Raw genomic sequence first — 321 nt, 5'->3', positions numbered from 1 at the left:
GCGAATCGAATTCATGCTTTCCGACGCCACACCGGTAGCCGTGATCACGACCGCCGACCTGGCCGAGCGGCTGAACGGGCTCGACATACCGATCATCGACGTCGACGACCCCGCCCTGGACAACCAACCCAGCACCCCACTACCGGCACCGCTACCGGACAGTATCGCCTACCTCATCTACACCTCGGGCACCACCGGAGTCCCCAAAGGTGTGACGGCCACACACCGCAACGTCACCCAGCTGCTGGCGCCCTTGGATGTCACGCCCGCACCGGAGCAGGTATGGGCGCAATGCCATTCGCTCGCGTTCGACGTCTCCGT

At 64.5% G+C, this 321-nt stretch carries 1 protein-coding gene; it reads left to right on the top strand.

Annotated features, from left to right (window positions below; all coding sequences use genetic code 11):
- A partial coding sequence (locus IRT45_RS36480; RefSeq protein ID WP_194810288.1) for an AMP-binding protein occupies nt 1-321 on the top strand: 321 nt, incomplete at both ends.

The organism is Nocardia sp. BSTN01, assembly GCF_015354405.1.
Lineage (GTDB): Bacteria > Actinomycetota > Actinomycetes > Mycobacteriales > Mycobacteriaceae > Nocardia.
Note: the sequence above shows the minus strand (reverse complement) of the source record. Positions and strands in the feature narration are given on the sequence as shown.